Origin of the sequence: Marinobacter shengliensis (genome assembly GCF_003007715.1) — a bacterium.
Classification (GTDB): domain Bacteria; phylum Pseudomonadota; class Gammaproteobacteria; order Pseudomonadales; family Oleiphilaceae; genus Marinobacter; species Marinobacter shengliensis.
The window spans coordinates 271,281-283,471 of record NZ_PXNO01000027.1 but is presented as its reverse complement, the minus strand read 5'-3'; the positions used below and the strand labels follow the sequence as shown (position 1 = coordinate 283,471).

The following is a 12,191-nucleotide window of genomic DNA, read 5'->3' as shown; positions in this document are numbered from 1 at the left end:
CTGAAACAGACTTAGACTTTAGTCACGTGCCCGCTTCGGAAAGATCGGGTAAGTTACGCCGGCCATCTGATTGACACAGCGGATAACCTGAGCGCTGTAACCGAACTCGTTGTCGTACCATACGTACAGAATCAGGCGCTTACCGTTGGCGATGGTGGCTTGGGCATCGACAATGCCCGCATGGCGGGAGCCTACGAAGTCTGTGGATACCACTTCCGGGGAATTCACGAAATCGATCTGCTTCTGCAACTCAGAGTGCAGAGCCATGTCGCGGAGGTAATCGTTCACCTTCTCTACATCCACGTCTGACTTCAGATTCAGGTTCAGGATGGCCATGGACACGTTCGGCGTCGGCACCCGGATAGCATTACCGCTCAGCTTGCCCTTGAGCTCCGGCAGCGCCTTGGCAACAGCCTTGGCCGCACCTGTCTCGGTAATAACCATGTTCAGTGCTGCGCTACGGCCACGACGGCTACCCTTGTGGTAGTTATCGATCAGGTTCTGGTCGTTGGTGTAGGAGTGAACGGTCTCAACATGGCCATCTTCAATGCCGTATTCGTCGTTGATGGCCTTCAGCACCGGTGTAATGGCGTTGGTGGTGCAGGAAGCCGCGGACAGGATCTTGTCTTCATCGGTAATCCAGTCGTTGTTGATACCATACACGATGTTCTTGATATCACCCTTGCCCGGCGCTGTCAGGATCACGCGACTGACACCCTTGGACTTCAGGTGCAGACCAAGGCCGGCTTCGTCACGCCACTTACCGGTGTTGTCGATCACAATGGCATTGTGGATGTCGTAGGCGGTGTAATCGACCTTGTCGGGGCCATCGGAATAGATCACCTTGATAAAGTTGCCATTAGCGATCAGGGCGGAGTTTTCTTCATCAACGGTGATGGTGCCATCGAAGGGACCATGCACGGAGTCACGGCGCAGCAGGCTGGCGCGCTTTTCCAGATCGTTTTCGGCACCGCCCTGGCGAACCACAATGGCTCGCAGGCGGAGATTGTTACCACCGCCGGCTTTTTCAATCAGGATGCGGGCCAGCAGACGGCCGATACGGCCAAAACCATAGAGCACTACGTCTTTGGTTTCGTTCTGGGCGTCCTGCTCTGACTGACTGGCATACTGGCCAACCACCGGGCCGATTTCACGCTTCAGGAATTCGGTGAGGTCACCGCCTTCAGCCTTGAACTTGACCGCCAGCTTGCCGATGTCCACGTGGGCGCGACCAAGATCCAGCTTGTCCATGGCCTGCAGGATCGGCAGCGTGTCGTGAACGGACAGCTCGCTGTTCTCAACCTGACGAACAAAACGATGGGCACGGATGATGTCGATCACCGACTGGTTGATGATCGCCCGGCCGTATACCGACGTAACAACGTTGTTTTTGCGGTACAGGCGGCCAATCAGCGGGATCATCGCTTCGGCGGTGGACTCTCTTTCTGTCCAGTTGGACAGGTGCTGGTTGATTTGTTCGTGACTCACGGTTGGAACCTCGTATAGCACTGGGAATAATTTTAAGGCGCACATTATCCAACTTAAGACGCCCGACGGCAAATAGCGATTTGTCGGTACCAGCCATGACACTGAAACCCCCGAACGCTAGAATAGCGCCGCTCGGTTCCAGACGCGCTAACTCAGGAGATTTGACAGCTCATGCCCCAAGGTTCCGCCCGTGCGGCCTCACCCGCCCCGTTGATTGCCCCGACGCTGCCGGATAAAAGCGCCGACCACCGCAAATGGGGCCAGCTTCACGGTTGCAGTGACGCCCTGGCCATCTGCGAGAGCGCCAAGCTGCATAAAGGGCTAACGCTGGTGGTTACCCGAAGCACCGATGAGGCCATCCGCCTGGAGCAAGCCATCCGGTTTTTCCTGAACCTGCCACCGGAAGAAGACGGCGCTACGGTGACCGCAGACGGCCTCGAACTGTTGTCGCTGCCGGACTGGGAAACCCTGCCCTACGACCTGTTTTCACCCCACCAGGACATTACTTCCAGGCGTATCCGCACCCTGCACCGGTTGCCATCCACACGCCACGGTGTTCTGGTGGTGCCCGCCCGCACCCTGATGCATCGGCTGGCGCCGCCAAGTTACCTACAAGGCAACACCCTGCTATTAAAAGTAGGCCAGAGCCTGGATATCGACAGCTGGCGCATGCAACTGGAGGCTGCGGGATATCACCACGCTGAAAATGTGTATGAGCACGGCGAATATGCCGTGCGCGGGGCGATTCTGGACATCTACCCCATGGGCTCCAACCTGCCCTACCGGATTGACCTGTTCGACGACGAAATCGAAACCTTGCGCACGTTTGACCCGGAAACCCAGCGCTCCATTGACCGAATCGAACAGATCGAACTGCTGCCAGCCCATGAGCTCCCCTGGCACAAGGAGGCCCGCTCCGGCTTCCGCAATCGTTGGTTTGAACACTTCCCCCATGCCGACAAAGACGCTCCGGTCTATCAGGACGTCAGCAACGGCATTACCCCGCCAGGCATCGAATATTACCTGCCATTGTTCTTTGACCAGACCGCCACTCTGTTCGATTACCTGCCGGCCACCACACTGGTGTTTACCGCAGACGGCCTGAACGATGCTGTTGCGGCTTTCGATGCGGAAACCCGCGCCAGGCACGAGGACCGCCGGCACGACCGACTGCGACCGATTCTGCCGCCGGCCGAGCTTTTCCTGCTACAGGACGAAGTGTTTGGCCAGATCAAGCGATACCCGCGCATCACCTGCACCCCCGACGCCATGGACGGCGCCGGCACTGCCAATTGCGGCGCCACACCGCTACCGGATGTCGCCATGGATGGCCGGGCAGCAGACCCAGCCGGGCGCCTCAAGCGTTTTATCAAAGATTTCCCGGGCCGCGTGCTGATTTGCGCCGAGTCTTCCGGCCGGCGCGAAGCCCTGATCGAGAACCTGCGGGATCACAAGCTAAAGCCTGTCACCCTCAGCGGCTGGCAGGCATTCACTGAAAGTGACAGCGCGACCCTGGCCATCACCATCGCGCCGATGGAACAGGGAATGGTGCTACCGGAGCAGAACCTCGCCCTGATTACTGAAACCGCGCTGTTCGGCGAACGGGTTCTGCAGCGGCGCCGGCGCGAAAAACCCACGGAAGTGGACGACCACGGCTACCGTGACCTGTCCGAACTGCGTATCGGCTCGCCGGTGGTGCATATTGACCATGGCGTGGGCCGTTACAAAGGCCTGGAAACCATCCATGCCGGTGGCCAGGCCGATGAGTTCCTGACCCTGGAATACGCCGGTGGCTCGAAACTCTACGTTCCCGTTTCCAGCCTGCACCTGATTTCCCGCTACGCCGGCACCGACGAAGAGCACGCGCCCCTGCACAAGCTCGGCACCGACCGCTGGAGCAATGCCAAACAAAAGGCCCTGGAGAAGATACGCGATACCGCCGCCGAGCTGCTGGACGTTTACGCCCGCCGAGAAGCCCGCAAAGGCTTCCAGTTTGAAGACCCGAAAGAGGCCTACCGGGCGTTCGCCGCAGGCTTCCCGTTCGAGGAAACGCCGGACCAGCAAGTGGCCATTCAGTCGGTGTTCGAAGACATGACCGGCGAGCGCCCCATGGACCGCCTGGTATGCGGTGATGTGGGCTTCGGCAAAACCGAGGTAGCCATGCGTGCGGCCTTCCTGGCGACTTGGTCAGGCAAGCAGGTGGCCGTGCTGGTACCCACCACCCTGCTCGCCCAGCAGCATTACGAATCCTTCCGGGATCGTTTTTCCGACACTCCGGTCACCGTGGAACTGCTCAGTCGTTTTCGAAGTGGCAGCCAGACCACCAAAGCCATGGCCGCTATCGAGGAAGGCAAGGCAGACATTGTGATCGGCACCCACAAATTGCTGCAGGGCGATGTGAAGTTCAAGAATCTGGGTTTGGTCATTATCGATGAGGAGCACCGGTTCGGTGTTCAGCAGAAAGAGCGGCTGAAATCCCTGCGGGCGGAGGTGGACATGCTTACGCTGACCGCTACGCCGATCCCGAGAACCCTGAACATGGCCATGGGGCACCTGCGGGATCTGTCGATCATTGCCACGCCCCCGGCCCGCCGGCTATCGGTGAAAACCTTCGTGCGCCAGCGTGAAGAGGCCATGGTGAAAGAAGCCATCCTGCGGGAAATCCTGAGGGGCGGTCAGGTGTACTTTCTGCATAACGATGTGTCGACCATCGAGAAAACCGCCGAAGACTTGCGCCGGCTGATCCCCGAGGCCCGAGTGGGCGTGGCCCACGGCCAGATGCGCGAACGGCAGCTGGAACAGATCATGTCAGACTTTTACCACAAGCGCTTCAACGTGCTGGTGTGCACCACCATTGTGGAAACCGGCATCGACATTCCCAGCGCCAACACCATCATCATCGAGAGAGCCGACAAGTTTGGCCTGGCCCAGCTGCACCAGTTGCGCGGCCGGGTTGGCCGGTCGCACCACCAGGCCTATGCCTACCTTTTGACGCCACCGCCCAAGAGCATCTCCAACGATGCCAAGAAACGCCTGGACGCCATCGCCGAGGCTCAGGATCTGGGCGCCGGCTTCATGCTGGCCACCCACGACCTGGAAATCCGCGGCGCCGGCGAGTTGCTGGGCGAGGAACAGAGCGGACAAATTGAAAGTATTGGTTTCACCCTCTACATGCAGTTGCTGGATGAGGCGGTAAAAGCCATTCGCGAAGGCCGTACCCCGAATGCGGAACTGCCGTTGAGCCACGGCACCGAAATGAATCTGCGCATCCCGGCATTGATTCCCGACGACTACCTGCCCGATGTGCACAACCGCCTGATGCTGTACAAGCGCATTGCCAGCGTACAGACCGAAGATGAATTAAAAGAACTTCAGGTTGAGATGATCGACCGCTTCGGATTATTACCGGAACCGGCCAAGAATCTGATCAACCAGACCCGGCTGCGTTTGAAAGCCGAGGCCCTGGGCATCGGGAAAGTGGACGCTGGCAAGGAATGGGTGCGACTGGAGTTCGGTGCAACCACACCGGTGGACCCCCTGGTGCTGGTTAAAAAAGTGCAATCCGCGCCGGACACCTACAGGCTGGAAGGCGCCAACAGCTTCCGCTTCCGGCTGAATGATGATTCAACCAGTGGTAAACTCGACGCCATTGCAGCCATGCTCACGGAATTGACGCCGGGCAACAAGCCAGCCAAGGCGTCGTGAGCAAACAACGACTCAGGTGGAGTAAGACTCTTGCAAGCCCAGCAATTCTGTTTACGGCACACACTGATCGGTGCCCTTCTGGCAGCAGCCCTCATGCTAGCCCCGACCGCCCTGATGGCCCAGAGCCAGTCAGGCAATACACCCCGGGACTACTACCGAGCGGAATTCGTTATCCTGGAACGACTGGTTGACCCGTCCGGCATTGAAGAAAAAATGTCCGGCAAACAGGTTGAGCCCACCATTCGGCCCGACAAAGCCCTGTGGGTAGACCAGGCCGATGGTCGCCGGCAATCCGATCTGAAGCTGGTGCCACAAAGTGAGCTGCACCTGAACCAGGCTGCCCGACGGCTTGAAAACAGCGGTAACTATCGGGTACTGGCGGCCACGGGCTGGTACCAGACTTTCCCGCCCGATTACGACGGCGAGCCGCTTGAGATTGCGCTGGGAGACTGGCTACAGGAAGCGGGCCAGCGAGCTGTGGAGGGTCATATCACCATTGACCGGCAACGCTTCCTGCACGTGGGCATTCATTTGAATCACTGGATGATTGACGAGAGCGCGCCGCGAGTTATGCAGGTAACACAGAATGTTTCAGAAGACGCCATGGAGCCTGGCGCCTCGGAAGCATCAGACCCATGGCCAGACACAGAAGGCGACGCCAGCTTCGGCCTGTCCGAGACAACCACGTCGGCTTCACCACTTCAACTGGCCACCTGGATCAGGGAAACCCGCCGCATGCGCAGTGAGGAAATCCACTTCATCGACTCCCCCACGATCGGCGTGCTGGTGTTTTTCAAGCGGGTGGAGTGAGCTCCCCAAGCTGACCAAGACCGGCCATTGAGCGCTCAAGGATCAACCGGACCCCGGACATTCCCTGCTCAATGGCCGCTTCAATCTCGGCCATGGTAATGATGTGGTCGGATTTGCCCGCCGCCCAGTTCACCACCAGGCCCAGACTCACGTAACGCATTCCCAGTTCCGCCGCCAACACCGCTTCCGGCATGCCGGTCATACCCACGATATCACAGCCATCACGCTCCATTCGGCGTATCTCTGCTGCCGTTTCAAGCCGCGGCCCCTGGGTGGCGCCATAAACACCAAAGTCCGAGAACGGAACCGCCGCCTCCTTTGCGGTGGCAACCAGTAACGCCCGGGCCTGCTCGTCGTAAGGCCAGGTGAAATCAATGTGGGTGACGTGCTCCAGCTCCCCTTCAAAGAAGGTACTCGGCCGCCCCCAGGTGTAGTCAATCAGTTGATCCGGAATAACCACATGAGCCGGCCCCATGTCAGGGTGAATACCGCCAACGGCGTTGACACCCACCAGGGTTCGAACGCCGGCATCATAGAGCGCCTGGATATTGGCCCGGTAGTTCACCTGGTGGGGCGGAATCCGGTGCGGGTTACCGTGTCGGGACAGAAACATCACCTTCTGTTGCCCCAGCACGCCATGAACCAGGGCGGAAGACGGCTCCCCCCAGCGGGTGGATACGGTTTCCTCACCCACAATGGTGAGATCACTGAGGCTGGTCAGCCCGGTTCCACCAATGATACCAACCGGCTTGCTATCAGCGACTGCTGTCATTCTTGCTCTCCACCTGTTTGCCTGCGCTTTGCTCCCGATTATCCTCATTTCCCGGCTCGGATACTGACGACTCCTCGCTGTCATTGCCACTAACCCTCACGCCATCGGGAAGGTGCAGTGTGCGGGTCGGGAAGGCCACTTCGGCGCCATGGCTTTCAATAATGTCACTGATCTTCAGCAGAACATCCTCTTTGACCTCATGGAACCGGACCCATTGGGTGGTTTTGGTAAAGGTATAAACCATGATGTCGAGGGATGACGCATTGAAGGCCAGAAAATTCACAATCAGCGTCTCATCGGCGGCAATATCCTCATGGCTCTTGAGCATGTCACGTATTTCATCCACGATTTTCTTCATGGCGTGAACGTCTGCGTAACGAATACCGATGGTTTCCGAGATACGGCGATTGGTCATCCGGGATGGATTCTCCACCGCAATGGTAGTGAAGGCCGCATTGGGAACGTAAAGCGGGCGTTTGTCGAACGTGCGAATGGTCGTCAGGCGCCAACCGATGTGCTCCACCGTACCCTCAATATTCCTGTCCGGGGAACGCACCCAGTCGCCCACTTTAAAGGGGCGGTCCAGATGGATGATAAAGCCACCGAAGAAGTTGGCCAGCAGGTCTTTCGCCGCAAAACCCACGGCGATGCCACCCACACCACCAAAGGCTAGAACCCCGGAGATGCTGAAGCCCAGGGTCTGCAATGCGGTCAGAGCCGCCGTGATGATGATCACTGCCCTCAGCAGTTTGCTGATTGCGTTCACCGTGGTGTAGTCCATCGGTTTGCGCATTTTCATGGGCGAGATCAGAATCTTTTCTGCCTCTTTGACCAGCCTGAGCATGGCCCAGACCAACACCCAGACAAATCCGATCTGCAACAGCGTACCGTTCGCCTTGAAGATTTCAGCATCGGAGAAGTGATGGGCCACCTCAGCTGCCCAATAGACCCCCTGCAACCAGATAAACGCCACAACCGGCTTGCGGGCGGCATGGAGCACAGCGTCGTCCCAGAGATTACGGGTGGCACTGAACTTGCTCTCCAGGGCAACGATCACGCGGGATGCAATGAATGCCGCAGTGGCCGTTGCAAACACCAGCATGAAGATCAGAATACCGGCACGCCACCCTTCCGAAAGCATTCCGAAATCTTTTATCCAGCTGTTCAAAATGCTTAATGTTTCTCCGATCATCGTATCCCTCTGAACGTCAGTAATTAAAGAATCAAGACCCGTGTGCCCGGCGCAACGCGGTCAAACAGGTCCGCAACGTCCTGATTGCGCATGCGAATGCATCCATGGGAGCGGGCAACGCCCATAGGCTCGGTATCCGGAGTGCCATGGATGTAGATAAAGCGGCGAAACGTATCGACCCCTGGCCCACGATTACGCCCCCATTCACGGCCGCACAGCCAGAGAATTCGGGACAGGATCCAGTCCCGGTCTGGGTGCGCCGCGGCCAACTCCGGCGAATAGCGCTCACCGGTGGGCCTGCGCGCGATAAACACCGTGTTCAGCGGCAGGCCGCGGCCGATCATGGCCCGCACATAGTGTTCACCGCGAGGTGTGCAACCGCTGGCGTTACGCTCCCCGGGACCATTCAGGGCAGTGGATATCCGGTAACGGGCTAACGCCTGCCCGCTGGAATCCACCAGCACCAGGGTCTGGTCGGTGATGGAAATCTCAATGTGCGAGATCAGGCTGGATGGTGTGTGTACAGGGGGCACGGCTCCCTCCGGTTAAAAACCAGAGGGAAGCCTACCCGAGGCGGGGAACCTCAGGCAACAGAGACTTTGCTCTCAGGTGGCGGAGTCAGCAATTTATCGGGCGCTTGCATGCCGGCTGCCAGGAATGGCACCAGCCTGGCGGCAATCTCCTGCACGGAGGTTTCAACACCCAGTTTGTTCTGCAGGATATCCCGCAAAGCATCACTGCTGGACATGGTGAACGCCGTGGCTCCCAGCATGAACTGGATGCGCCAGTAACGGTCAACGGCGGTGAGTTCCGGCGTAGCCTCTTTGAGCAGTCGCATGAACCGGCCAAACGGCTGGCTGTATTCCTGCTCCAGGAACTTTCGCAGATGGCCCTGGGACTGGGTGTAAGCCAGCCCCAACAGGCGCATGAAGATGGAAATGCCACGCTCATTGCGCTGGGGCATCCGTATGGCACTCTCAGTGAGCGCCCAGAGGGTCTGGTTTAGCGTGGGGGGATTGCCGTCACACCGCTCTTCCAGGTCGTCGAAGGCGGTTTCCAGAGTCGCCGAAAATGGCGTCAGAAATCGGGCAAAAACCGCGTGGATCAACGCGTTTTTAGACCCAAAGTGATAATTGACAGCGGCCAGATTTACTTTAGCCTTACTGGTGATCATCCGGAGTGATGTTTCGGAGAACCCCCGCTCGGCAAACAGCTCCTCAGCAGCGTCGAGTATGCGGTCAACGGTATCAGACTGCGCCATGTTGTTTTCAGTGCCTCTAGCAAACGTCTGTTTGAAACATACGTTTGAAGACCCACCATGTCAAGTTCGCTCGGCCGGCACCGCGGCAACCGATTGCCAACCCTTATCGATGGCTTCCTGATTACCATCGAAAAACGCCTGCTGAACGCGGCTGTACGCCTTTTCTGCTTCCAGCATGTAAATCAGATACAGGCGCACATACTCCCGCCGGACAAGTTGCCTGGCCAGAACCCGCTGTTCACTCAAGCGGATAATATCGCTGAACCTGGGATGCTTCAGTGCGGGGTTATACTCCGCCATCCTGGCGCATTGCCAAACCAGCCCCTCCTTGCCTTCCAGATGCTCCACGTGCTTCCGGGCATCACGCAGCAGGCGCTGCCGCTTAACCACAAGGTCCAGATAGGACGGCTTCTCAGTGTAGATCCGCCGGATGATCGGCACTCCCAGCAACAGGATGATAACGAAGGCTCCAAAGCCACCACCGGCAATCCAGGCCGGGATGAAACCGGTGAGCCCGGAGAGAAAAATGGTGGCGGCCACCAGTGCACTGAACACCCACAGGTCGCGACTCCGGCGGGCGGCAGCCATCTGATAGTTGGTTGGCCAGTCAGACATCGACAACAGGTCGAAATCCATCAGCAGCACCCGATCACACTGGCGCAGCATCAGTCTTAGCTTGCGCTGCTTTGATTCCGCCAGCGCTTTCTCTATGTCACCCTGTGACTCGCGCCCTGCCTCGTTGTCCTGCTCATCACCCCCCTCCTGTTCGGCGGGCTCCGGGGTTCGATCAGACTCCGACCGCGCCGCCTCTGATGCTTGCAGAGCCGCAGTGCGCTGAGCCGAGTTCAGGGCAGACCCCGCAGCGTCGGGCACCGGATCAGCCGCACGGCCCGGCCTCAGGACCGCGCCCGGAGCGTTGGCATCGTCTGTCAGGTTCTTTGCGGTTTGCTCAGCCATGAGGCCACCTTATCGGTTCGTTCCTTTTGCAAGTATCGGCCAATACGACTGTTTCTTGAATGTCCTGTTTGCCGACGCTTGTTCAGCGGGCTTTCTTGGCAACCGAACCGGCCACCGGTATCCTTGCTCGATCAAATCAGGGTTCAGGAGCACCACTATGTTTACCGGTATTGTTCAGGGTATCGCCAAAGTCACCGAGATTATTGCATCACCGGGCCTGAATACTCTGGTTATCGATTTTCCGGGGGCACGGGTTGAAGGAGTAACTATCGGGGCTTCGGTCGCCATTAACGGAACCTGCCTGACAGTCACTCGCCAGGACGGAACCCGCCTTTATTTTGACGCCATGCAGGAAACCCTGCGCCTGACCACACTTGGGGAGTTATCCCCCGGAGATACGGTAAACTTTGAACGGGCAGCGCGCATTGGCGATGAAATCGGCGGACATCTGCTCAGCGGCCACATTCATACCACGGCCACCCTGGTCGACATCGTCCGACCGGAGAACAACGTGACACTGTGGTTTGAGATTCCAGCCGAGTGGGAAAAATATGTGTTCCCAAAGGGCTACATTGCCATCAACGGCGCCAGCCTGACCATCGGCGAGGTGCGGGAGAACCGGTTCAACGTGCACCTGATTCCGGAAACCCTGCGCGCCACAACGTTCGGGAGCGCAGAACAAGGGCAAAGGGTGAACATTGAGGTAGACAGCCAGACCCAGACCATCGTAGACACCCTGGCCCGGCTTGGCTACGACCGGCCGCCGACAGCAAGGAGCTAGGGGGTCACAGGCAGGCTTCAAAAACGACGAAACGCGGGCTTGCCGCCCGCTGCACCACGCTGCTGAAATAGCGTTTCAGGGAGCGATGATAGCCCAGGTGGCGATTCCCCACCATCAATAAGGTGCCCTCGGGTTCCAGGTGCCGGGCAGCATCCCGGAATAGCCTCAAGGCAATGTGATCGCTTACTACCCCACCCTCATGAAACGGTGGGTTGAGCAAAATCAGCTGATAGTTTCCCGCGCCTCTGTCGACGCCGTCGGCATGGCAGACGCTGGCCCTTGCCTCAAACCCGCAACGCTTCAGGTTATGCCGTACACTCGCCACAGCCTGGGCAGACACATCGGCAAATTCCACACGGATATCGTCGCGGCAGGCCAGTGCCGCCAACCCTAGAATACCGTTGCCGCAAGCCAAATCCAGTACCCGGGCACCACTTGGGAGCCGGGCAACGGCAGGGGCTACAAGTGGCAGTAATTCACGGGTGCCAATGTCCAGACGGTCCCGGGCAAACACCGCAGGCATGGCCTCCACGGCGACTGGAACGTCCGGAACGGAATAACCTTTCCAGAGCCCTGACCAGCCCGCCAGGCTTGCCTCTCCCCGGCGACAAACCACAACACGCGCCTTTTTGCGCGCCGGCAGAACGGCTTCGGTGGGCATGGCTTCGGCAAATACATCAACACTGCGATCTGGAAGGTGCTTGATCATGCCCCCGGCAAGCAGGCAGCCATTATCGGCCAGTGCGGAATTCACCCAGCGCAGCAGCCACGCCAGGTATTCGCTTTGACGGGGCACACGCATGACGATCAGGTCAAAGGGCCCCTGCGGTGGATTCAGCCAACTGGCCAGCTGCACCGCGGAAGGTATATCGGGATTCAAAGAGATGTTAGCGCTCAATGCGCCACCCAGAACTGCGCTGTCCGCTACCGATACCGGTGCGTAATCAGACAACCCGAGCGTGAGTGCGCCAAACTGGTCATCCACCACCAACACACGATCGCCGGCGTGCTCACGGCGTAGGGCTTCGTCCAGAAGCAGCTCATCCGCTGCATCCCAGGCACGTAAGTTCGGGTCACTCACGCCGGGGCGACAGAGCACTCGCTGACCAGCAGAGAACTCTAACGTTGCGGTTGTCATTTTGGGCACTCTGTTTCAGGTTTGATGAAAATGACCGGTTTTAGGCTGTTTACTCTAGAAAATAATCCTAAGTTAGAGCTGTTCACG

The 12,191-nt window shown here is 58.5% G+C and carries 10 protein-coding genes; 3 read left to right on the top strand and 7 right to left on the bottom strand.

Going from position 1 to position 12,191, the window contains the following annotated elements; genetic code table 11:
- Positions 1-18 precede the first annotated feature (18 nt).
- Positions 19-1,488 carry a glyceraldehyde-3-phosphate dehydrogenase gene (locus C7H10_RS14460; RefSeq protein ID WP_061331854.1) on the bottom strand — a complete coding sequence of 490 codons (1,470 nt, stop codon included), beginning with the start codon at positions 1,486-1,488 and terminating at the stop codon, positions 19-21.
- Positions 1,489-1,659: 171 nt separating this feature from the next.
- Between C7H10_RS14460 and mfd the strand changes: the two genes are divergently transcribed.
- The gene (gene mfd, locus C7H10_RS14455; protein ID WP_106695439.1) at positions 1,660-5,193 is read left to right on the top strand and encodes a transcription-repair coupling factor; all 3,534 of its coding nucleotides are present in this window, start codon (positions 1,660-1,662) and stop codon (positions 5,191-5,193) included.
- 93 nt (positions 5,194-5,286) lie between these two features.
- Entirely contained in the window at positions 5,287-6,003 is a 717-nt protein-coding gene (locus tag C7H10_RS14450; RefSeq protein WP_106696006.1) for a CsiV family protein, read from the top strand.
- Here C7H10_RS14450 and C7H10_RS14445 read toward each other — a convergent pair.
- The 5 genes from C7H10_RS14445 to C7H10_RS14425 are packed head-to-tail and all read right to left on the bottom strand — an operon-like array spanning position 5,987 to position 10,185.
- Positions 5,987-6,775 (bottom strand): S-methyl-5'-thioinosine phosphorylase, encoded by a 789-nt coding sequence (locus C7H10_RS14445; protein WP_106695438.1) that lies wholly within the window; start codon positions 6,773-6,775, stop codon positions 5,987-5,989. The genes C7H10_RS14450 and C7H10_RS14445 overlap by 17 nt on opposite strands.
- Positions 6,759-7,967, bottom strand: a complete 1,209-nt coding sequence (locus C7H10_RS14440) for a mechanosensitive ion channel family protein (RefSeq protein WP_106695437.1) — start codon at positions 7,965-7,967, stop codon at positions 6,759-6,761. Before C7H10_RS14440 ends, C7H10_RS14445 begins: the two co-directional genes overlap by 17 nt.
- Positions 7,968-7,990: 23 nt before the next feature.
- On the bottom strand, positions 7,991-8,500 hold the full coding sequence (locus C7H10_RS14435; protein WP_416376907.1) for a L,D-transpeptidase: 510 nt from the start codon (positions 8,498-8,500) through the stop codon (positions 7,991-7,993).
- 50 nt (positions 8,501-8,550) lie between these two features.
- Positions 8,551-9,228: a TetR/AcrR family transcriptional regulator gene (locus tag C7H10_RS14430; protein WP_061331848.1), complete on the bottom strand. Its 678-nt coding sequence runs from the start codon at positions 9,226-9,228 to the stop codon at positions 8,551-8,553.
- Between the two features lie 60 nt (positions 9,229-9,288).
- Positions 9,289-10,185: a hypothetical protein gene (locus C7H10_RS14425; protein ID WP_106695436.1), complete on the bottom strand. Its 897-nt coding sequence runs from the start codon at positions 10,183-10,185 to the stop codon at positions 9,289-9,291.
- Positions 10,186-10,342: 157 nt separating this feature from the next.
- Between C7H10_RS14425 and C7H10_RS14420 the strand changes: the two genes are divergently transcribed.
- On the top strand, positions 10,343-10,966 hold the full coding sequence (locus C7H10_RS14420) for a riboflavin synthase subunit alpha (RefSeq protein ID WP_106695435.1): 624 nt from the start codon (positions 10,343-10,345) through the stop codon (positions 10,964-10,966).
- A 4-nt stretch (positions 10,967-10,970) separates the two neighbouring features.
- Here the strand turns inward: C7H10_RS14420 and C7H10_RS14415 are convergent, their stop codons facing one another.
- Positions 10,971-12,104: a class I SAM-dependent methyltransferase gene (locus tag C7H10_RS14415; RefSeq protein WP_106695434.1), complete on the bottom strand. Its 1,134-nt coding sequence runs from the start codon at positions 12,102-12,104 to the stop codon at positions 10,971-10,973.
- Positions 12,105-12,191 lie beyond the last annotated feature (87 nt).